22 protein-coding genes and 1 pseudogene are annotated in these 21182 nt (G+C 38.7%); 13 read left to right on the forward strand and 10 right to left on the reverse strand.

Annotated elements, in window-relative coordinates; translation table 11 throughout:
* Positions 1-56 precede the first annotated feature (56 nt).
* From ADI58_RS03145 to lplA, 13 genes are all read left to right on the forward strand, one after another.
* Positions 57-959 carry a hypothetical protein gene (locus tag ADI58_RS03145; protein ID WP_049521421.1) on the forward strand — a complete coding sequence of 301 codons (903 nt, stop codon included), beginning with the start codon at positions 57-59 and terminating at the stop codon, positions 957-959.
* A 506-nt stretch (positions 960-1465) separates the two neighbouring features.
* Positions 1466-1678, forward strand: coding sequence for a hypothetical protein (locus tag ADI58_RS11510; RefSeq protein ID WP_049521423.1), 213 nt, complete (start codon positions 1466-1468; stop codon positions 1676-1678).
* Positions 1679-1726: 48 nt separating this feature from the next.
* On the forward strand, positions 1727-1939 hold the full coding sequence (locus ADI58_RS11515; RefSeq protein WP_080982446.1) for a hypothetical protein: 213 nt from the start codon (positions 1727-1729) through the stop codon (positions 1937-1939).
* 119 nt (positions 1940-2058) lie between these two features.
* A complete protein-coding gene (gene pynA / locus ADI58_RS03160) occupies positions 2059-2751 on the forward strand; it encodes a pyrimidine 5'-nucleotidase PynA (RefSeq protein ID WP_049521424.1) in 693 nt (230 codons plus the stop codon).
* A 61-nt stretch (positions 2752-2812) separates the two neighbouring features.
* The gene (locus tag ADI58_RS03165; RefSeq protein WP_049521425.1) at positions 2813-3466 is read left to right on the forward strand and encodes a uracil-DNA glycosylase; all 654 of its coding nucleotides are present in this window, start codon (positions 2813-2815) and stop codon (positions 3464-3466) included.
* A gap of 9 nt (positions 3467-3475) precedes the next feature.
* Entirely contained in the window at positions 3476-3940 is a 465-nt protein-coding gene (locus tag ADI58_RS03170; protein WP_001135768.1) for an NUDIX hydrolase, read from the forward strand.
* Between the two features lie 12 nt (positions 3941-3952).
* Entirely contained in the window at positions 3953-5221 is a 1269-nt protein-coding gene (locus ADI58_RS03175) for a dihydroorotase (RefSeq protein ID WP_049521426.1), read from the forward strand.
* Between the two features lie 41 nt (positions 5222-5262).
* A complete protein-coding gene (locus ADI58_RS03180; protein ID WP_049521427.1) occupies positions 5263-6621 on the forward strand; it encodes an MATE family efflux transporter in 1359 nt (452 codons plus the stop codon).
* Positions 6622-6777: 156 nt separating this feature from the next.
* A complete protein-coding gene (locus ADI58_RS03185; RefSeq protein ID WP_049521428.1) occupies positions 6778-7746 on the forward strand; it encodes a thiamine pyrophosphate-dependent dehydrogenase E1 component subunit alpha in 969 nt (322 codons plus the stop codon).
* A 15-nt stretch (positions 7747-7761) separates the two neighbouring features.
* Positions 7762-8754, forward strand: coding sequence for an alpha-ketoacid dehydrogenase subunit beta (locus ADI58_RS03190; protein ID WP_049521429.1), 993 nt, complete (start codon positions 7762-7764; stop codon positions 8752-8754).
* Positions 8755-9202: 448 nt separating this feature from the next.
* Positions 9203-10246 carry a dihydrolipoamide acetyltransferase gene (locus ADI58_RS03195; protein WP_049521430.1) on the forward strand — a complete coding sequence of 348 codons (1044 nt, stop codon included), beginning with the start codon at positions 9203-9205 and terminating at the stop codon, positions 10244-10246.
* Between the two features lie 45 nt (positions 10247-10291).
* Entirely contained in the window at positions 10292-11995 is a 1704-nt protein-coding gene (gene lpdA / locus ADI58_RS03200) for a dihydrolipoyl dehydrogenase (RefSeq protein ID WP_049521431.1), read from the forward strand.
* A 59-nt stretch (positions 11996-12054) separates the two neighbouring features.
* Positions 12055-13044 (forward strand): lipoate--protein ligase, encoded by a 990-nt coding sequence (gene lplA / locus ADI58_RS03205; protein WP_049521432.1) that lies wholly within the window; start codon positions 12055-12057, stop codon positions 13042-13044.
* Between the two features lie 72 nt (positions 13045-13116).
* Here the strand turns inward: lplA and xerS are convergent, their stop codons facing one another.
* The 10 genes and pseudogenes from xerS to ADI58_RS03250 all read right to left on the reverse strand — a co-directional run.
* Positions 13117-14187 carry a tyrosine recombinase XerS gene (gene xerS / locus ADI58_RS03210; RefSeq protein ID WP_049521433.1) on the reverse strand — a complete coding sequence of 357 codons (1071 nt, stop codon included), beginning with the start codon at positions 14185-14187 and terminating at the stop codon, positions 13117-13119.
* A 498-nt stretch (positions 14188-14685) separates the two neighbouring features.
* A complete protein-coding gene (locus tag ADI58_RS03215) occupies positions 14686-16236 on the reverse strand; it encodes a ClC family H(+)/Cl(-) exchange transporter (RefSeq protein WP_049521434.1) in 1551 nt (516 codons plus the stop codon).
* Between the two features lie 16 nt (positions 16237-16252).
* A complete protein-coding gene (locus tag ADI58_RS03220; protein WP_049521435.1) occupies positions 16253-17032 on the reverse strand; it encodes a ribonuclease HII in 780 nt (259 codons plus the stop codon).
* Positions 17019-17870, reverse strand: a complete 852-nt coding sequence (gene ylqF / locus ADI58_RS03225) for a ribosome biogenesis GTPase YlqF (protein WP_049521436.1) — start codon at positions 17868-17870, stop codon at positions 17019-17021. Before ylqF ends, ADI58_RS03220 begins: the two co-directional genes overlap by 14 nt.
* A gap of 145 nt (positions 17871-18015) precedes the next feature.
* Entirely contained in the window at positions 18016-18189 is a 174-nt protein-coding gene (locus tag ADI58_RS11520) for a DNA-binding protein (RefSeq protein ID WP_342666318.1), read from the reverse strand.
* A 320-nt stretch (positions 18190-18509) separates the two neighbouring features.
* Positions 18510-18686 (reverse strand): helix-turn-helix domain-containing protein, encoded by a 177-nt coding sequence (locus tag ADI58_RS03230; protein WP_239683524.1) that lies wholly within the window; start codon positions 18684-18686, stop codon positions 18510-18512.
* A gap of 68 nt (positions 18687-18754) precedes the next feature.
* Entirely contained in the window at positions 18755-18961 is a 207-nt protein-coding gene (locus ADI58_RS03235; RefSeq protein ID WP_049521437.1) for a hypothetical protein, read from the reverse strand.
* Complete coding sequence (locus ADI58_RS03240) at positions 18948-19505, reverse strand: CYTH domain-containing protein (protein ID WP_049521438.1); 558 nt, start codon at positions 19503-19505, stop codon at positions 18948-18950. Before ADI58_RS03240 ends, ADI58_RS03235 begins: the two co-directional genes overlap by 14 nt.
* Positions 19506-19738: 233 nt before the next feature.
* Positions 19739-20605, reverse strand: a complete 867-nt coding sequence (locus ADI58_RS03245; protein WP_049521439.1) for a helix-turn-helix domain-containing protein — start codon at positions 20603-20605, stop codon at positions 19739-19741.
* Between the two features lie 341 nt (positions 20606-20946).
* Positions 20947-21182 (reverse strand): annotated as a pseudogene (locus tag ADI58_RS03250) (XRE family transcriptional regulator); the annotation flags it as partial.

The following is a 21182-nucleotide window of genomic DNA, read 5'->3' on the forward strand; positions in this document are numbered from 1 at the left end:
CCATAGCAATGATAGTTTATGTAAAATTTAAAAAAAGATAAGGGTGCTGTAAAATTATGATGCGTAAACTAATTATTTTGTTACTAATGCTCCCTTTTTTAGTTTTGTGGTTAGAGTTGCATGTCTTAGTGAATAACTTGCCACTTAATCTAGAAATTCCCCTTGATTTTATTATCAGTATGAGTCTTACTTTCTGTAGTTTAATTTTCTCAAAAATAGTTTTGGACCTACTATATGCATTGAAAGATTTATACAAGAAAAGAGGCCTTATTACGATTTTTCCCTTTATTTTTATAAAAAGGAAAAAAGTTAATGTGAGATTCTCGCCCTATTTTTCATTTCATCGTAAAAGTTTGTTGCCTGATGATTTGAAATCTAGAATTATATGGAGTTTTATTCTTGAAATAGTCATAATAATAGCCTTTATTTTTAAAATGCCTTTCGTTCTAATTGTGCTTACTACAATATTTTTTTGGAATATAATGGATATCAACCATATCGTTTTTAATAAGACGGAATTTCTTTTCAATCAAAATAAATGGCAAAAAGAAGATTCGTTTGACAGGGATTTGACCAATACGTTAAAGGATAAAATACAAAAATCAGAGCTAAGTTATTCTGACTTAATGTGTATTCTGCTGTATGATGCGATTAACCAATCCACCTTTTTAACGGATAGCGAGGTCTTTGAGGATATTTTGAAAAAAATTGAAGATTCTCAGAACACCCTTCTGTGTACAGGCCTTGCCGAGTTACTACTGTATGAAATTACTATTAGTAACAATAACAACTGGCAAGAAAAGATTGATAAAATTAGAATACGGCTCATCAGAATCAATCAATTAGATTTTTTCTATTATACAAGTTGCTTAAGGCAGAATTTTGATTTCTGTATGAATAGAGAATATGCCAAGATGAAGTCACGAAGGATATTGATTAGTAATAAGAAGATAATCTAGATTCATCCTGTTCGTACAACAAATGAAATAATTTTAACTAATTAGGTTTGCAAATCTGTTCATCTATAGAATATGATTATGCAAAAAAGTATCTTATCTAGGTAATGAAGAGATGTGTCTCTTAATGAAGTATCATCTCTACACAAGGGATTGCTTTCTTTTTGGAGAAACGTTGTACTGAATGGAGCGCTTACTTATTTTATGAGGATAGAAGATGATTCTACTAAGTGATAAAGTTAGACTAATATTTGCTCTTTTAGGAGTAAGTTCCATATTGGTTAGTATGTATCTTATACCTTTTATTAAAACTGAGAATAAATTTTGGGAAATACTTTTATTTATATTAGGTGTATTGATAATTGGAATTGCGTTACTAAATTCCCCAAAAATTAAATTTTGGAAATAGCGTTCGTGAATAGGTAACCATTTATTGATTGGATTTTTTAATGCTATTGATGAATGGGATGGAAAAAGTGACAATAAATTAAGAACAGGATAATAGTATTATGATGGTTGTTTTAATTTTGATGGTTGTGGTATTTCTGTATTATGTAATTACAGAGTATTTTCAGAATAGTTATATTGACTGTATACTATTTCTAACATTGCTGATTTCTCATTTGATATGTGATTACTATTTTTTACCCATTGAAGTCTTAGTAGCATTAAGTGGAGTAAATTTGTTGTCAAGATTTTTCAAAAAAATGAGAAGTCAATAGATTTGTCAGTGGATTATAAAGATGAAAGGTAAAATTGGGATATTTTAAATGAAACATTTTATTGCAGGATTTGGTGAGATAAGATTTAGTAATTATCTATTGTCTCTATATGTAGGACTAGCCCCTCTTTTTCATATCTATGTAATAGGCTCTGAAATGAATTTTGTGAAAATAGTGTTATCTATTTTGGGAATTATATTTGTATGTATTTTAACTATTGCTCGAATTTATAGAAGATTTTTCTATAATTCACTAGAATAGTATGGGTTAGTTAATCAATTGGAACGATTATTCTTTGTGATACTATACCACTTTTAAGTTTTTACATTAAACAGCTGGCTGAAGTGACAGTTGTTTATCTTAGAAAGGAAAACCTCAAATTGTCCTACAAATTTCTACTCTTCGACCTCGACCACACCTTGCTTGATTTTGATGTTGCTGAGGATGTGGCTTTGACGCAACTTCTAAAAGAAGAAGGGGTTGCAGATATTCAGGCTTATAAAGACTATTATGTTCCGATGAACAAGGCTCTCTGGAAGGACTTAGAGCAAAAGAAAATCAGTAAACAAGAGCTGGTTAACACGCGCTTTTCTCGTTTATTTTCTCATTTTGGACAGGAAAAAGACGGTAGTTTTCTAGCCCAACGTTACCAATTTTACTTAGCCCAACAGGGACAAACGATTTCGGGCGCTCATGAACTCTTGGACAGCCTCATCGAGCGAGATTATGACTTGTATGCTGCGACAAATGGGATTACTGCCATTCAGACAGGGCGTTTGGCTCAGTCTGGTCTGGCACCTTATTTCAATCAAGTCTTTATCTCTGAACAGTTGCAAACACAAAAGCCTGATGCTGTCTTTTATGAAAAGATTGGTCAACAGATTGCTGACTTTAGTAAAGAAAAGACGCTGATGATTGGAGATTCCCTAACCGCCGACATCCAAGGTGGCAATAATGCCGGGATTGACACTATCTGGTATAATCCTCATCACCTCGAAAATCACACACAAGCCCAGCCGACTTATGAAGTCCATTCTTACCAAGACTTGCTGGATTATTTAGATAAACTGTAAAAAGTGGTTTAGATAACCACTTTTTGCTATAATAGAGGCAGTAAAAATGAAGGAGTCGGCTATGGAACACTCATCTTGGCATGCTTTGATTAAGGAGCAATTACCTGAGGGTTATTTTGGGAAAATCAATCAGTTTATGGAGCAGGTCTACGCTCAGGGGACTGTTTATCCGCCCAAAGAAAAGGTTTTTCAGGCTCTCTTGACAACACCGCTTGAAGAAGTTAAGGTGGTGATTCTAGGGCAAGATCCCTATCACGGGCCAGGTCAAGCGCAGGGCTTGAGTTTTTCTGTACCCGACTCTATCCCAGCTCCGCCATCCTTGCAAAATATCTTGAAAGAATTGTCAGATGATATTGGGGTCAAGAAATCTCATGATTTGACAGCTTGGGCTGAGCAAGGAGTCTTGCTTCTTAATGCTTGTTTGACGGTTCCTGCTGGGCGGGCCAATGGTCATGCTGGTCAGATATGGGAGCCTTTTACGGATGCTGTGATTCAGGTGGTCAATCATCTAGATAGACCAGTCGTTTTTGTACTTTGGGGAGCTTATGCACGTAAGAAGAAGGCCTTAGTTACCAATCCTCATCACTTGATTATCGAATCAGCCCATCCCAGCCCTTTGTCGGTTTATAGAGGATTTTGGGGTTCTAAGCCTTTTTCCAAAGCCAATGCATTCTTAAAAGAGACAGGACAAGAGCCAATCGATTGGCTTAGATAAGGAGAAAATATGCCTCAGTTAGCGACGATTTGCTACATTGATAACGGGAAAGAACTGCTCATGCTCCACCGTAATAAGAAACCTAATGATGTCCACGAAGGCAAATGGATTGGTGTGGGTGGCAAGCTAGAGCGAGGAGAGACCCCTCAGGAATGCGCAGCGCGTGAAATCCTTGAGGAAACAGGGCTCAAAGCCAAGCCAGTTCTAAAAGGTGTCATCACTTTTCCTGAATTTACACCAGATTTAGACTGGTACACCTATGTTTTTAAGGTGACGGAGTTCGAGGGTGACTTGATTGACTGCAACGAGGGAACGCTAGAATGGGTTCCCTATGATGAGGTTTTGAGCAAGCCAACTTGGGAAGGTGACCATACCTTTGTTGAGTGGCTTTTAGAGGATAAACCCTTCTTTTCAGCCAAGTTTGTTTATGATGGGGATAAATTGTTGGATACCCAAGTTGATTTCTATGAATAAAGGAGAAAGCAGATGCTACTAATCAAAAATGGTCGTGTAATGGATCCCAAGTCTGGTTTGGATCAAGTGTGTGATGTTTTGGTCCAAGATGGGAAAATTGTCAAAATTGCGTCTGATATCACGGAAGAAGGAGCAGATATGATTGATGCTAGTGGTCTTGTAGTTGCTCCTGGCTTGGTTGATATCCATGTTCATTTTCGTGAACCTGGTCAGACCCACAAGGAAGACATCCATACTGGTGCCTTAGCAGCCGCTGCAGGTGGTTTTACCACGGTTGTCATGATGGCTAATACTAGTCCAACCATTTCAGACGTGGAGACTTTGCAAGAAGTTCTCCAGTCAGCTGCCAAAGAGAAGATTAATGTTAAGACGGTTGCGACCATTACTAAGAATTTTAATGGGCAAGATTTGACTGACTTTCAGGCGCTTTTAGAAGCAGGTGCCGTTGGTTTTTCTGATGACGGTATTCCGCTTGAAAGCAGTAAAGTTGTCAAGGAAGCCATGGAAGAAGCTAAAAAACTCAATACCTTTATCAGCCTTCATGAGGAAGATCCAGGCTTGAATGGTATTCTTGGGTTTAACGAAAATATTGCTAAAGAACATTTCCATATCTGCGGTGCGACTGGGGTGGCTGAGTACGCTATGATGGCGCGTGATGTCATGATTGCCTATGCAACCAAGGCTCATGTCCATATTCAGCATTTGTCTAAGGAAGAAAGTGTTAAAGTAGTGGAGTTTGCTCAAGGATTGGGAGCGCAAGTCACAGCAGAAGTAGCGCCACAGCATTTTTCTAAGACCGAAGCGCTCCTTTTGACACAAGGAAGCAATGCTAAGATGAATCCACCGCTTCGTTTGGAATCAGACCGTCGTGCCGTGATTGAAGGTCTCAAGTCAGGTGTCATCACAGTTATCGCGACTGACCACGCGCCTCATCATGCAGATGAAAAAAATGTCGAGGATATTACCAAAGCACCATCTGGTATGACTGGTTTGGAAACATCTCTTTCTCTCGGTTTAACTTATTTGGTTGAAGCTGGTGAGTTAAGCTTGATGGAATTACTCGAAAAGATGACATACAACCCAGCCAAGCTTTACAACTTTGAAGCAGGTTACTTGACTGAGAATGGTCCAGCGGATATCACTATTTTTGATGCTAAGGCTGACCGCCTTGTTGACTCCCATTTTGCTTCCAAAGCAGCCAATTCACCATTTGTCGGTGAAACCTTAAAAGGGCAGGTTAAATATACCATCTGTAAGGGACAAATTGTCTATCAAAACTAGGTGGGAGTCTGCTCTGTAAACAAAAAGAATAGAGAGCCTATATGTACCAAACCCATCATTTTAAAGACAAATTTATCTTATTTTTAAAGATATTTTTCCCTATCCTGATTTATCAATTTGCCAATTATTCTGCCTCCTTTGTTGATACGACTATGACAGGTCAATACAATACCATGGACTTGGCTGGAGTATCAATGGCAACCAGTATCTGGAATCCTTTCTTTACATTCCTAACAGGGATTGTGTCAGCCCTGGTGCCCATCATTGGTCACCATCTTGGTCGAGGCAAAAAGGAAGAGGTTGCGTCTGATTTTTACCAGTTCATCTATCTGGCCGTGGGGCTATCTGTGCTCTTACTGGGGATGGTACTATTCTTGGCACCACCAGTCTTGAATCATATCGGACTAGAAGCACCAGTGGCGGCAGTAGCGGTTCGTTATCTCTGGTTTTTATCTATCGGAATTATCCCCTTATTGCTCTTTAGTGTCATTCGTTCTTTGCTGGATTCGCTGGGCTTGACCAAACTTTCCATGTATCTCATGCTTTTGTTACTTCCTCTCAATAGTGGATTTAACTATCTTTTGATTTACGGGGCCTCTGGTGTTCCAGAACTGGGAGGGGCTGGTGCTGGTTTAGGGACTTCTTTGGCCTACTGGGTCTTGTTGGGAATTTCTGTTCTGGTTTTATTTAAACAGGAGAAGCTCAAATCCTTGCATTTTGAGAAACGCATTCCGCTTAATATGGATAAAATCAAGGAAGGAGTTCGCTTAGGTCTTCCTATAGGGGGAACTGTCTTTGCCGAAGTGGCTATCTTTTCCGTGGTTGGCTTGATTATGGCTAAGTTCTCGTCCTTGATTATCGCTAGTCACCAGTCAGCCATGAACTTTTCAAGTCTTATGTACGCCTTTCCTATGAGTATCTCATCGGCTATGGCTATTGTCGTTTCCTATGAAGTAGGAGCCAAGCGATTTGATGATGCGAAAACCTATATTGGTTTAGGAAGAGGGACCGCCCTCATTTTTGCGGCCTTCACCTTATCTTTCCTTTACATTTTTAGAGGAAATGTGGCCAGTCTTTATGGTAACGACTCAGAATTTATCGATTTGACAGCGCGTTTTTTGACTTATAGTCTTTTCTTCCAGTTAGCAGATACCTTTGCAGCACCGCTTCAGGGAATTTTACGGGGGTATAAGGATACCGTTATTCCTTTTTACCTTGGTTTGGTTGGTTACTGGGGGGTGACACTCCCAGTAGCTATGGTATTCGACTCTCTAACAGATTTTGGAGCTTATTCTTACTGGATCGGTTTGATTATTAGTCTGATTGTGAGTGGGGCACTTTATCGTTGGCGTTTAACTGTGATTATGAAAAGATTTGAATCTTTAGCAAAATCTAAATGACAAAAAGTTTGTGAAAAAATATTCTTATCAAGAAAATCCCTTGTTCTCATTGGGTTTTCTTTTTTATTTTGTGAAATTTCCTCGAGAAAAACTTTGACAGTGTTTGCCAAAAACGGTAAAATAGTAAGGTAAGAAGAAAGTTAGAAAGGCAAGAAGATGTCAACTTTAGATAAAAATCTTTTGCTAGAAATGTTCCGTAAGATGGAAGAAATCCGTCGTATGGACTTAAAAATTGCACAATTAGTAAAGAAAGGAAAAGTGCCAGGAATGACGCACTTTTCTGTTGGAGAAGAGGCAGCTAACGTGGGTGCTATGTTGGCTCTCAATCCGGATGATCTAATTACCTCAAACCACCGTGGTCATGGACAAGCTATTGCCAAAGGAATTGACCTTAACGGAATGATGGCTGAAATCCTTGGTAAATACACTGGAACCTGTAAAGGTAAAGGTGGATCTATGCATATTGCTGACCTTGATGCTGGTAACCTTGGTGCCAATGGTATCGTAGGTGGTGGTATGGGAATCGCTGTTGGTGCAGCCCTCAGTCAGCAAATGCAACATACTGGTAAAATCGTTGTCTGCTTCTTTGGAGATGGTGCGACCAACGAAGGTGTTTTCCACGAAGCAGTCAACATGGCTTCTATCTGGAACTTGCCAGTCATTTTTTACTGCATCAACAACGGCTATGGTATCTCTGCGGATATCAAGAAAATGACCAAAGTAGAACATATCCATCAACGTAGTGCTGCATATGGAATTCCTGGAATGTTTATTGAAGATGGCAACAATGTCATCGACGTCTATGAAGGATTTAAGAAGGCTGTGGACCATGTTCGTGGAGGCAATGGCCCAGTCTTGATTGAAAGTGTAACTTATCGCTGGCTTGGTCACTCATCATCTGACCCTGGTAAATATCGTACCCGTGAAGAAGTGGAATTGTGGAAACAAAAAGACCCAATCGAAAACCTTCGCAACTACCTCATTGAAAATACTATTGCAAGTGCCGAAGAATTGGAAGAAATTCAAGCACAAGTCAAGGAAGCAGTAGAAGCTTCTGTTAAATTTGCGGAAGAAAGTCCATTCCCACCGCTTGAATCAGCATTTGAAGATATTTACGCAGACTAAGGAGAAAGAGATAAAATGGAAACAAAAACAATGTCCTTCCGTGACACCATTATCCTTGCTATGTCTGAGGAAATGCGTCGCGATGAAAATGTGTTCTTGATGGGAGAAGACGTCGGTGTCTTCGGAGGAGACTTCGGTACTTCTGTCGGAATGCTTGAAGAGTTTGGTCCAGAACGCGTTCGTGACTGTCCGATTTCTGAAGCTGCCATCTCTGGAGCAGCAGCAGGAGCAGCCATGACAGGACTTCGTCCAATCGTCGATATGACCTTCATGGACTTTTCTGTTATTGCCATGGACAATATCGTCAACCAAGCTGCTAAAACACGTTACATGTTTGGTGGGAAAGGTCAGGTACCAATGACTGTCCGATGCGCTGCTGGTAATGGAGTTGGTTCTGCAGCCCAGCACTCGCAATCATTAGAGTCTTGGTTTACTCACATTCCTGGACTTAAGGTTGTAGCTCCAGGTACACCTGCGGACATGAAAGGACTTCTCAAGTCTTCTATCCGTGATAATAACCCTGTTATCATTCTTGAGTACAAGTCAGAATTTAACCAAAAAGGGGAAGTGCCAGTTGATCCAGACTACACAATCCCACTTGGAGTTGGGGAAATCAAACGTGAAGGTACAGATGTAACAGTTGTTACTTACGGTAAAATGCTTCGCCGTGTGGTTCAAGCTGCTGAAGAATTAGCAGAAGAAGGCATTTCAGTTGAAATTGTTGACCCACGTACCCTTGTTCCGCTTGATAAGGATATCATCATCAACTCAGTTAAGAAGACTGGTAAGGTTGTTCTGGTCAACGATGCCCACAAAACAAGTGGCTATATCGGAGAGATTTCAGCTATTATTTCAGAATCAGAAGCATTTGACTATCTAGATGCACCAATCCGTCGTTGCGCAGGAGAAGATGTGCCGATGCCTTACGCACAAAACCTAGAAAATGCAATGATTCCAACAGTTGAAAGCATTAAAGAAGCAATCCGTAAGACATATAATAAAGAATAGAGTTACATAAGATAAGTTATGTAAAAAAATAGCTATTTTTAACTTTAGAAACTTGAGATACGTGTTGTATTCAAGTGATTTGAAGAGTTGCGACATGAGTGAGTCGAATCGATAATATTCGACGAATGACTTAGTAAGTCTACTAGGTTGGTCGCAGATAGCGGCAACCGTAGTAACTTGAGACGCGTTTCGTGTCCAAGTTACTTGTAGAGTTGAACACGGGCTAAAAGCTCGGAAAAAAGTTTAATCTCCTTGGCTTCATCGAAGCCAGCGTCGATTTCCTATTTTTCTATCGCTTTTTTACGCCCTTAGTATCATGTAATTGAATTCGGACGGAGGTCTTCGAAAAAAAGATAGATTTCCTTGTGTTCATCGAACACATCGTCAATCTCCTATTTTTTCATTGCCCTCTGCGTCCTTAATATCTTAGTATAGAATTGGAGAGGTCATGGCTGATGACAAGCTAAGAGCGACTCCTGCGGCTAGAAAGTTAGCGGATGATTTAGGGATCAACCTCTACGATGTTTCTGGCTCAGGTGCAAACGGTCGTGTCCACAAAGAAGACGTGGAAACTTATAAAGACACAAACGTGGTTCGCATTTCGCCACTTGCAAAACGAATTGCCCTCGAACATAACATTGCTTGGCAGGAAATCCAAGGAACTGGTCATCGTGGTAAAATCATGAAGAAGGATGTTTTGGCCTTGCTTCCTGAAAATATTGAAAACAACACTATCAAGTCTCCTGCTCAGATTGAAAAAGTGGAAGAAGTTCCTGATAACGTAACACCATACGGTGAAATCGAGCGTATTCCAATGACACCAATGCGTAAGGTTATTGCCCAACGCATGGTTGAATCTTACCTAACTGCGCCAACCTTTACGCTCAACTATGAAGTTGATATGACTGAAATGTTGGCTCTTCGTAAGAAGGTTCTTGAGCCAATCATGGAAGCAACTGGGAAGAAGACTACTGTAACAGACCTTCTTTCACTTGCTGTTGTGAAAACCTTGATGAAACATCCTTACATCAACGCTTCATTGACAGAAGATGGCAAAACTATTATCACTCACAACTATGTCAATCTTGCGATGGCAGTTGGGATGGATAATGGATTGATGACACCAGTTGTTTATAATGCTGAAAAAATGAGTTTGTCTGAGTTGGTAGTTGCCTTCAAAGATGTTATTGGCCGTACTTTGGATGGCAAATTGGCTCCAAGCGAATTGCAAAATTCAACCTTCACAATTAGTAACTTGGGAATGTTTGGTGTTCAGTCCTTCGGTCCTATCATTAACCAACCCAACTCAGCTATCCTCGGGGTGAGCTCAACAGTAGAGAAACCTGTAGTCGTCAATGGTGAGATTGTCATTCGCCCAATCATGAGTCTTGGTTTAACCATCGACCACCGTGTTGTAGATGGTATGGCTGGTGCTAAGTTTATGAAAGACTTGAAAGAATTGATAGAAAATCCAATCTCAATGTTGATTTAAGAACAAGAGTATTCATTTTTAAGATATAGATAAAGGAAGGAAGACATGGCCTTAGAAGTAATTATGCCAAAAGCCGGCGTGGATATGACAGAAGGACAAATCGTTCAATGGAATAAAAAAGTCGGAGAATTTGTAAAAGAAGGAGAAATCCTTTTGGAAATCATGACTGACAAAGTCAGCATGGAATTGGAAGCCGAAGAAGATGGGTACTTGATTGCCATTCTCAAAGGAGATGGTGAAACTGTCCCAGTAACTGAAGTCATCGGTTACCTTGGTGAAGAAGGGGAAAATATCCCAACAGCTGGAGCAGCAGTGCCAGAAGCTAGCCCAGCACCTGCAGCAAGTGCCTCAAACGATGATGGTAAGAGCGATGATGCCTTTGATATCGTTGTCATTGGTGGAGGTCCTGCTGGTTATGTTGCAGCCATTAAAGCTGCTCAACTTGGCGGTAAGGTTGCCCTTGTTGAGAAATCAGAACTCGGTGGAACCTGCTTGAACCGTGGATGTATCCCAACCAAGACCTACCTTCATAATGCTGAAATCATTGAGAATATTGGTCATGCAGCTAACCGTGGTATCGTTATCGAAAATCCAAACTTTACTGTAGATATGGACAAACTTTTAGAAACAAAATCTAAAGTTGTCAATACCTTGGTAGGTGGTGTTGCTGGTCTTCTTCGTAGCTACGGAGTTACTGTCCATAAGGGAATTGGTACCATCACTAAAGAAAAGAATGTCTTGGTAAATGGTTCGGAATTGCTTGAAACCAAGAAAATTATCCTTGCTGGTGGTTCAAAAGTCAGCAAAATCAACGTTCCTGGTATGGAATCTCCACTTGTCATGACCAGTGATGACATTCTTGAAATGAACGAAGTGCCAGAAAGCCTTGTTATCATCGGTGGTGGTGTTGTCGGTATCGAACTCGGTCAGGCCTTCATGACATTTGGTTCAAAAGTGACTGTTATCGAAATGATGGACCGTATCGTACCAGCTATGGATGCGGAAGTTTCTAAGAACCTTCGCTTGATTCTTGAACGTAAAGGAATGACCATCTTAACTGACACTAAACTCCAAGAAATCGTCGAAGAAAATGGTCAACTTCGTATCAAGGTTGAAGGAAAAGACGATATTATCGCAAGTAAAGCCCTTCTTTCAATCGGTCGTGTGCCAGACCTTGAAGGAATTGGTGATGTTGAGTTTGAATTGGATCGTGGCCGCATCAAGGTCAACGAATACATGGAAACTTCTGTTCCTGGAATCTACGCACCAGGTGACATCAACGGTACGAAGATGTTGGCTCACGCAGCCTTCCGCATGGGGGAAGTTGCCGCCGAAAATGCTCTTAAAGGAAATCATGCTGTTGCCAAGTTGAATTTGACTCCTGCAGCTATCTACACACTTCCAGAAGTAGCAGCAGTTGGTTTGACTGAAGAACAAGCCCGTGAGAAATATGATGTCCAAATCGGTAAATTCAACTTTGCTGCTAATGGTCGTGCCATTGCTTCTGATGCTGCTCAAGGTTTCGTAAAAGTCATTGCAGATAAGAAATACGGGGAAATCCTTGGTGTTCATATCATCGGTCCTGCAGCTGCAGAATTGATCAATGAAGCGTCGAGCATTATCGAAATGGAAATTACTGTTGAAGAAATGCTGAAGACTATCCACGGACACCCAACCTACTCTGAAGTAATGTACGAAGCATTTGCAGACGTTCTTGGAATGGCTATCCATTCACCTAAGAAAAAATAAAACGAAGATAGACTAGACTGGAATTATTTTCCAGTCTCTATCGTATTAGAAGGTATCTTATGAAATATATTATCAATCATTCAAACGACACTGCCTTTAATATTGCCTTGGAAGAATATGCCTTTAAACACCTTTTGGATGAGGATCAAATCTTCCTACTTTGGATTAACAAGCCATCTATCATTGTTGGTCGTCACCAGAATACCATCGAAGAAATCAACCGTGATTATGTTCGAGAAAATGGTATTGAGGTGGTCCGCCGTATCAGCGGTGGTGGAGCTGTTTACCACGATTTAAATAACCTCAACTACACGATCATTTCAAAAGAAGATGAAAATAAGGCATTTGACTTCAAGAGCTTCTCGACTCCAGTTATCAATACACTAGCTCAACTTGGGGTAAAAGCTGAATTCACAGGCCGTAATGACTTAGAAATTGACGGTAAGAAATTCTGTGGCAATGCCCAAGCTTATATTAATGGCCGTATCATGCACCATGGTTGCTTGCTCTTTGACGTTGATTTGTCAGTCCTTGCTAACGCCCTTAAGGTTTCAAAGGACAAATTTGAATCAAAAGGGGTGAAATCTGTTCGTGCTCGCGTAACCAATATTATCAATGAATTACCAGAAAAAATCACAGTCGAAGAATTCCGTGATTTACTCTTGGAATACATGAAAAAAGAGTATCCAGAGATGACTGAATACGTTTTTTTTGAGGAAGAATTGGCTGAAATTAACCGTATCAAGGATACTAAGTTTGGTACTTGGGACTGGAACTACGGCAAATCACCTGAGTTTAACGTCCGTCGTGGGACCAAATTCACTAGTGGTAAGGTGGAAGTCTTTGCTAATGTTGTCGAATCAAAAATCCAAGACATCAAGATTTACGGTGACTTCTTTGGTATCGAAGACGTTGTAGCTGTAGAAGATGTCCTTCGTGGCGTCAAATACGAACGCGAAGACGTCCTTAAAGCGCTAGAAACCATTGATATTACACGCTACTTCGCTGGTATTAGCCGTGAAGAAATCGCTGAAGCGGTAGTTGGATAAATCAAAAAGAAGTTGGTTGTAGAACCAGCTTCTTTTTATGAGTTTTGCTTTACATAATTTATTTTATGTAGTTTATAAACTATCCAGAGCATTCTTTTGTTCATCGTTGACGATATGGGTATAGAGATCAGTGACTTGTGTACTGGCATGTCCTAGCTGATGGCTGACCAAAACTTGCGATTTAGTCGCATCATAGAGCCTGGTTGCTAGGGTATGGCGCAGTTTATGGGGAGTTACACGGACTTTGAAGTCCTCAGAGTACTTAGCAACCATCTTTTCCACACTGGAAGCATCGATACGATTAGGAGCTCCTCTGTAGAGAGTCAAAAAAAGGGCTGTATCTGTTTTTTCCGTCTTATAGCGTTGATTTCGAATGGCTAGATAATTCTCTAGGTAAGGTTTTGCAAAGGCAGCGACATTGACCGAGTCACGTTTGCCCCCTTTTCGAGTGACATCAATAACCATCATTTTGAGATTGAGATCCCTTATATCCAGATTGACTGCTTCAGACAAGCGAACACCAGACGCCAAGAGAAGAGCAATAATGGCCAAATCACGTTCTTTATTTTTGTTGAAGGATGAAAGAGCACGATTTGAGAGCTGTTGTGGGTAATCTTGGTCTATATAAGTCAGAAACCCTTCTGTTTCATCACCTAGAAAGAGCTTTTGTTTGATGTTTTCAGCTCTGGCAGCAAGTGTCTCTTTCTTTTTCTTAGTTGAAACTTTCTTCATTACATTTCGATAGAAATAAGGTTCTCCCTGGTCGTTTTCAACTTCCTCAGTCAAATACTTATAAAGACTAGAAAGTGCTGACAAGGTCCGATTGATGGTTGTCTGAGAAACTCCTTGCTTGGTTGTATTAGCATTCAGCAAAGGACGTTCACGTAGATAAAGGATAAAGGATTCCATGTCTTTCTTAGACATATTTTCCAAGACAGATAAAGAAATATCAGATATTTTATCGGCATTTGAGATACCAGACTCTAAAACCCAGCTGAAAAATCGATCATATTCCTTAAGGTATTCGTACAAGGTTGTGAAACTATAGGGAACAGCAAGCTTAGATTGGTAGTATTCAAGAACATACCAGGGCATGATTTGTTTTAGTTTGTCGATTCGTTCTAATAAAATCTCACGTTTCATGTATTTTCTCCATAAATAAGTCTACAAGTAGTATAGCATAGACTTATACATTTTTCAAGAAAATTATAGTTTTTCGGAAAGATGTTATAGGAGTTTTTTAAGTGATAAAAAAGACTTAAATCTGTGTAAAATAGATCTAAATCTTTGGAGTTATTATTGTGAATCATTAGCTAGTGCTTTTTCTAGCTTCCAAATACTAAACCAGAATGAAATAGTCAACAGAATAAAGAAAATAAAAAAGAGATTATCAGTAACGATACTTCTGTTCATTCTACATAACTGAAGAGCTATATACTGTAAAGATTTGATACAGTAAACTCCTTTCTAGCTTTATGCTTTATCCTTTCTAACTTGATTATAGTCTTATTTTTACCAAAGTTCAATTACTTGTATGTGAAATATCTTATCTGTAAAAAATAACCGATCTCATTGCTGAGAATCGGTTTTCTAAATAAATCAAGCCAACTTTTTACGTAATATAAATTATGTAAAAAACTCCTACAACAACAAATCTTTGACTTTCCCAATTTCACTTTTTGGAATCACTAGATGAATCATGTCTCCAAGATACATTCTGGTTGAACCGTTAACTGTTTGGCTTTTACCGTTATGAACTTGGGTTGTGATGAGGATGTTGTGTGGTAAATTGAGTTCGTGAACTTGTTTTCCTGCTATTTTATCTGAAACAGGGATTTCAATGAGAGTGACTTCTCCTTCATCAGTCGCCTCTTCTGGCAGCATTTTTTCCAACATAGCCTCATAGACTGGCGCACCCTTGAGCAGATCCATGATGATGTAGGCAACTAAGGTGACTAATCCAAGTGGCATGAGGTTGCGAATATCTCCTACCATCTCAGTTACTAGTATCATAGCAGTTAAGGGAGCCTTAGATATTGCTCCAAAATAGCCACTCATTCCTAGAATGACAAATATAGGGAATTGCTCCTGACTGACAAGTCCAAGATTGACACAAATAACACCAACTAGAGCTCCAAGTAAGGAGCCAAGCGCTAAAATTGGTAGGAAAATTCCTCCTGGAAGGCCACTTCCATAACTAATCATGCTCCAAACAAAGCGAATCAAAAAGTAAACTAATAGAACTTGGAAACTAAAATCTTGCTCAGTTAGGGAAAGAACCAGCTGATTTCCACCACCAAGGATTTGTGGTAAGAAGATGCCGACTGGTATGATAAGGATAAAAGCAAGAATTGGATAATATGCTCTATCCAAATGGATTTTTTGACCAAGCCAATCATAAACTCGACCAACATTGAGCACAGCTTTCTCATAGAGAAAACCAGATAGTCCAAGAAAAACTCCCATAAGAAGGTAAATCCAATACTGGTCTAGGGTCATGAGTGGGATATTGTCTGGCATATCCAGTACGGGTGTTAGGCCAAATATGAGCAGTGAGACAAAGTTTGCTACGAGACTAGCTGCGAGAGTAGATACCCAGAAAAAGCGTGAAAAATGGTGATAAACTTCTTCTACCACAAAGAGAAGTCCTGCAATCGGTGCATTAAAGGCTGCAGCTAGACCAGCGGCAGCTCCACTAGCAATCAAGGAGCGTTCCTCTACTGGACTGGATTTGAGCCACTTGGCAATACCTTTTCCACCAACTGCTCCGAGTTGAATACTGGGTCCCTCACGCCCCAGCATGAGTCCACTGGCAATTGCCAAAATTCCTAGAACATATTTTTTCCAAAGTACGCCCCACCAGTTGAGGGTCATGAGTCCCTTTAATTCGGCTTCAACTTGAGGAATTCCTGAGCCTTTGATGTCTTTTTCTGACCGAGTTAATTTCGCACTGAGCCAACAAACTATTAAATAAAATAGACCAATGATAAAAAGGTTGCGCACTAGGTGCGCTTGATCTTGATAAAGTCCTTGTATCAGGTGGAAGCCTTTTTCAATTAAGAAACGAAAGGATCCGACGATGAGTCCGACGATGAGTCCAACAATGATTCCTCGTCCAACTTGGGATAATATGGTGCTTGAGGCAAAGGCAAATTCTTTCTTGGAACTGAGTGTTTCTGACTGTTCCTCCATAATCATTCCTTCTAACTTAACTTTCTTTTTCTCCTGAAACCAGTGATTTAACGGGTTCAAAGCTGGTTCGGTGAATTGGGGTAACTCCTAGTTTTGTGAGGCCTTCCAGGTGTTTAGCTGTTCCATATCCTGCATTAGTAGCGAAATCATAGCCAGGGAACTGCTGATCGTATTCCTTCATCAATTCATCACGTGTCACCTTGGCTACTATGGAAGCCGCTGCAATGGAGAGGGAGTTGGCATCTCCTTTGATGATAGATGTTTGTGAAATGGGCAAGTCCAGTTTCATGGCATCTATCAAGAGATGTTCAGGTTGAGGACTGAGCTGGGAGATAGCTTCCTTCATGGCCAGTTTGGTTGCTTCATAGATATTGACTTGGTCGATGACCTGATTATCCATGATACCAATGCCGATTGACAAGGCTTGCTCCTGAACTGCTTGGAAAATCTCCAGATGTTTCTTTTTAGGAATTTTCTTGCTGTCGTTGAGACCTTTAATTTTACAATTTTGAGGTAAAATAACAGCTGCAGCGACTACAGGCCCAGCAAGAGGACCTCGGCCGACCTCATCAACACCAGCAATTAAGGTCAATCCTTGCTTGTAAAGTTCTTTTTCATAGGAAAGCATGGATTCCAAACGAAGATTCTCATCCAATTCTGCCTGAATGGCTTTTTTACGCTTGCTTATTTCCTTTTGAACTCCAGAGCGATTATCCTTTTCAAGCTCTAAAAAAATAGGGCTATCAAGGTCCTTGACAGTAGCAAGGAGTTCTTTGATTTCTTTAATCGTCGCCATCGAGGTCTTCCAATGTATCTAAGGTATAGTTACCGAGTTTGCCATCACGGACTTCCTTCACAAAGAGACTGTAAAAGCGGTCATAGTCGTCACGGAAACCGAGGGCACGGGTCATATCCATAATAATAACAGGCGCTTCTTCCTCAATTTTCATTTGTTTGAAGCGTTCGGCTAGCTTTTCTGGATAATGTTCTTTGAAATAATTGAGGCCAAAAATAGTTACCTCATCCATAGGAAGTAACTGGTCTTTGATAGCTCCAGTCAAGGCCAACTTAAGCGCAACAGTTTCATCCTCAAACTTAGGCCAAAGAATCCCCGGTGTGTCTAGGATTTCAAGGTCCTTATTAGTTTTGAGCCATTGTTGTCCCTTGGTAACCCCTGGTTTATTGCCGACAACGGCAATTTTCTTACCAGCTAAACGGTTCATAAGAGTGGATTTACCAGCGTTTGGAATCCCGATAATCATGGTTCGCAAGGTTTCAATCTGGATACCACGTTCTTTCTGGCGAGCAATCTTATCAGCCATGAGCTTTTTGGCCGTATCTGTTACAACTTTTACAGTCACTTGCTCTTTGGAGTTGATAGCTAGCGTCTGAATTCCCTGTGATTCAAAATACTGGCGCCATTCCTTGGTCATTGCTGGGTCAGCCAAGTCTGCCTTGTTTAAAATCAAGAGTTTTGGTTTGTCACCAACGATTTTGGTCAACATAGGGTTTTGACTAGATAGAGGTAAGCGTGCATCCACCAAAATAGTCACAAAATCAACAAATTTTAAATTTTCCTGCACCTGTCGACGTGCTTTAGACATGTGACCAGGAAACCATTGAATTGTAGCCATTGAGTTTTGTCCTTTCGTAGCAAGGGTTTAGAGCCCCTATTTTATTTTACTATCGTTTGAACATATAGAGTTTTAAAACGAAAGATGTCCAAACAGTCCTTACTTTATAACATAGAAATCTACCTTATATTATATCATGACTTCTTTATTTTGTCCGCTTTTGCTTCCATATTAAGAAACTTTCAAATCCTTCTAGATTAATGAAAACAAGCTTATGGGTTGGGGTATTTACATATATGGAAAATGTTTTGCTTTCTCGCATTTCTTTAATCCACCTGTTCAATGTATATTGATTTAAACCATCCCATCTTTTTAGAATTCCTTTTTTGTCAGCCTATTCTGCAATGGAAGTTTCGATAGATAGATTATGTTCATGTCATTATCTTTCCTAAAAAATATTTTTACCGCCAGGGCATGACTAATGAAGTTGTCCTAAGAATTTCACTTGCTGCTCTTTTACGGTGGCAGCCTGAACGGGCAGAAGTATCATGGCATGCATATAAAGTATCGCTCTATTTTATTGTGGAAAGATTTACTTCATGTTCTCCTGTAATCGAGTTTTTTCCCTGTCTCATTCAATTGTCAATGTACAAATAAAATCTCCTTGTTTAACTTCACAAGATTTCAAACAAGGAGATTTTATTTAAACGAAATTTTATTGGGATAATCTGTACTTACATTATAAAAATTTGAGAGATCTATCGAAATTTCTGCAGTAAGAGTTCGTTTTCCATGCTCTATCTTTGAATATGCTGAAGTTGTACATGAAAGTAATTTTGCTAATTCTTTTTGGGTTAAATCACGATTTTTCCTCAAATCCCTTAATCATCTGTACATACGGCTCTCTCCTGAGAAAAGTATAATATATAAAACTAAGAAATCATTCAAAGGATGCTGGGCAAAAAAGCTAAAGCATGATAAATCATCTCTTCTGGTTCTTTGCAATTCTTCACTAGAAATGATAAGCCAACCTCCACCGGGTTAGTCAATCTATTAATACTTACGCCATCTAATTTATTTGAAAAATATGATATCTGTTTTGTTACATGATCGTAAGAATAAAACTGTTTGATAATTTCAATTACGTCCATTTTTTTCTCTCATTAATTGGACATAGCCCTTTGTTTCTATTTTTGAATTTAAAAACGAGAACTCTCCGCACATTTTCTCATAAAAATTATTATAATCTTCTTTTGAAAAATCTCCTAAAATCTCTATCTCAAGATAAAATCCAAGACCATCAATCTTATCTAGATTAATCGTTTTATTTTCTAATTCATCATGATAAGTCTTTCTATATTTACTTATTGTGAATATATTTGAAAAACCATCTTGCAAGATATTCCTTACAAATTCTAATTTTTCAGATTCCAACTCTATTTCACTTTCACTCCACATTCCTTGTTTTATCGTATCTTTTCTTGTGAAAATACTTGCTCTATTATCATCTTCTTGGCGAATTCTGTAGATAAAGCTACCTACCTCATCATTTTCAAATTCTCTTCCTTTTGTTTTAAAATATTCATCAACTTGCTTATTTTCACTCTTAAATTTATAAGATTTTTCTAAATATGAAATAGCATTATTATAATCTCTCTCATCGTTGAGTTCAAATCTAACTTCTAATTCATTCATTCATTTTACCTCTCAAGTCTTCACAGGCTGAAGTCTCTTTACATTCACTCAGTCTATAGTAAGTTTCTGTAGATGTTTTATAGACACAAAGCCTAATATTTTCTTGCACTCATTTTAGCACTTCAATATAATACTGTCAAGAATTTTGATAATATTTTTTATTTATTTTTATTAAATACATATTTGTATCTTTTTGGATTAAAAAAGCGATGCTTAATTGAACATCGTCTTTACTATTCTATTATATCTGCAATATAATGCTCGATTTTAAGAGCCATTGACATATTTCCCTCAAGCTTATACAGGAAATAAGCCGTTTCAAAGTACTCTTTTACTGCAACTTTAGAAGAAAAATTCTTACTGACATTTCCCATCAATAAATACAAATCAGCCAAAAGATATGTTGTTCTATACGTCTTACATTGCTTTATCGTATCTGTGATTTTAGTAATAGCCTCTTCAGTATTATTCTGCAACCATAGATAGCGACAAACATTATAATTAAATTTAATAGAAAGGTTTAATTCTTCAATTGTGTTTAACTTGAGTTGATTTACTTGATACTCTAACTTTTCTCGAATTTCATTAAAACTTTCTAAATCTTCAATATCATAATAAAAATTGAATAGAGTATTTGCAACTTGAAGGTAGGTCAAGTCAGTTACACTTAACTGAGACAGTACCTTCTCCAATCTTGCCACAGCCTCCTCTTGTTGCCCATAGAAATAAAAATCTATAAGAGATTTTATCCACTCCATATAAAACTTATCTACTAGAGACAAGCGATGTACCTTTACACTCTCTAATTCATATATATATTTCAAAGACTCATAATTTCGATTTGTGATAAATGTCTGAGCTAACTTCTTAAACCCTGATAGCTCGTCAATCTCCTCTTCAATTTGCTCATTAAAAAAATAATCCATACTAACTTTTAACTTCTTAGACAGAGCATATAAAAAGTCTGCTCCTGGAGTAAATTCTCCATTCTCTAATCGACTAATCTGTCCCTGTTTGCATATCCCCTCAGCCAATTCTCGCTGAGACATTTTTAATTCTTTTCGTCTATTTTTTAATCTTGTTGCTAAAAGTGTGCCCACGTTTGCATTTTCCTTTTCTATTTGATTTCAATTTCAATTGTAACACGATTAAATTTTAAATACAAATTAACAAAACAAAAGATACAAATTATATATAAAATTTAAAAAATAAACTTCATCTCTTGCTTGTTTTCAACTGAAGCCAGTAAACATTCTGCTATTTGATTTAATGTTGTCACTCGTTCTTGCAAAACATTGGTTTTCAACTCGCACGCTGCTAGTTCATGGGTTTGATCATCTCCACAGTTGTTTTCCTGCGGAACAGAATTGTTTGATTTTCAGAGAGGAATTGGCGAATAAACGTTCTACCTTTCATATAGCGATTTTTCTCGGCGTCATATTTATGATACCATCCGTTTTTCAGACATCTTTAACATACGCTCCATTCCATCCAAATAACCGCTATATCTCTCTATTTCATCAAAAGTTTCAACTAAATAGATATTCGTATGAATCAAGTCAGATAGATCAACACTCATTAATATCCAAGGATTAGATTCATCATCAATGTTAATTCCCTGAATATCTTGATAACGATAGAGTCGAGATAGTAGATTAGCACCTCTTTCTTTCACAA

This window comes from Streptococcus mitis (genome assembly GCF_001074635.1).
Taxonomy (GTDB): Bacteria; Bacillota; Bacilli; order Lactobacillales; family Streptococcaceae; genus Streptococcus; species Streptococcus mitis_E.